Consider the following 211-nt stretch of genomic DNA (forward strand, 5'->3'; position numbering starts at 1 on the left):
ACCTTCCCGGTGCTCGACGACAAGGTCGGCCACTACGAGGAATTCTCGGTCAACTCGATCCACATTCCCGCCAAGGCCAAGAACAAGCAGGGCGCGCGCGAATTCCTTGCCTACTTCTACAAGCCCGAGAATCTGGCCGCCTATCTGGAGCCGGGCGGCAACGTGCCGCCGCGCCACGACCTGCCGCCAAGCAAAGACCCGCTGGTCAACG

1 protein-coding gene is annotated in these 211 nt (G+C 63.0%); it reads left to right on the forward strand.

Annotated elements, in window-relative coordinates:
• The coding region (locus tag AF337_RS07410) for an extracellular solute-binding protein (RefSeq protein ID WP_152970954.1) at positions 1 to 211 on the forward strand (211 nt) is incomplete at both ends.

Source organism: Rhizobium ecuadorense (assembly GCF_001187535.1).
In the GTDB taxonomy this organism is placed as follows: domain Bacteria; phylum Pseudomonadota; class Alphaproteobacteria; order Rhizobiales; family Rhizobiaceae; genus Rhizobium; species Rhizobium ecuadorense.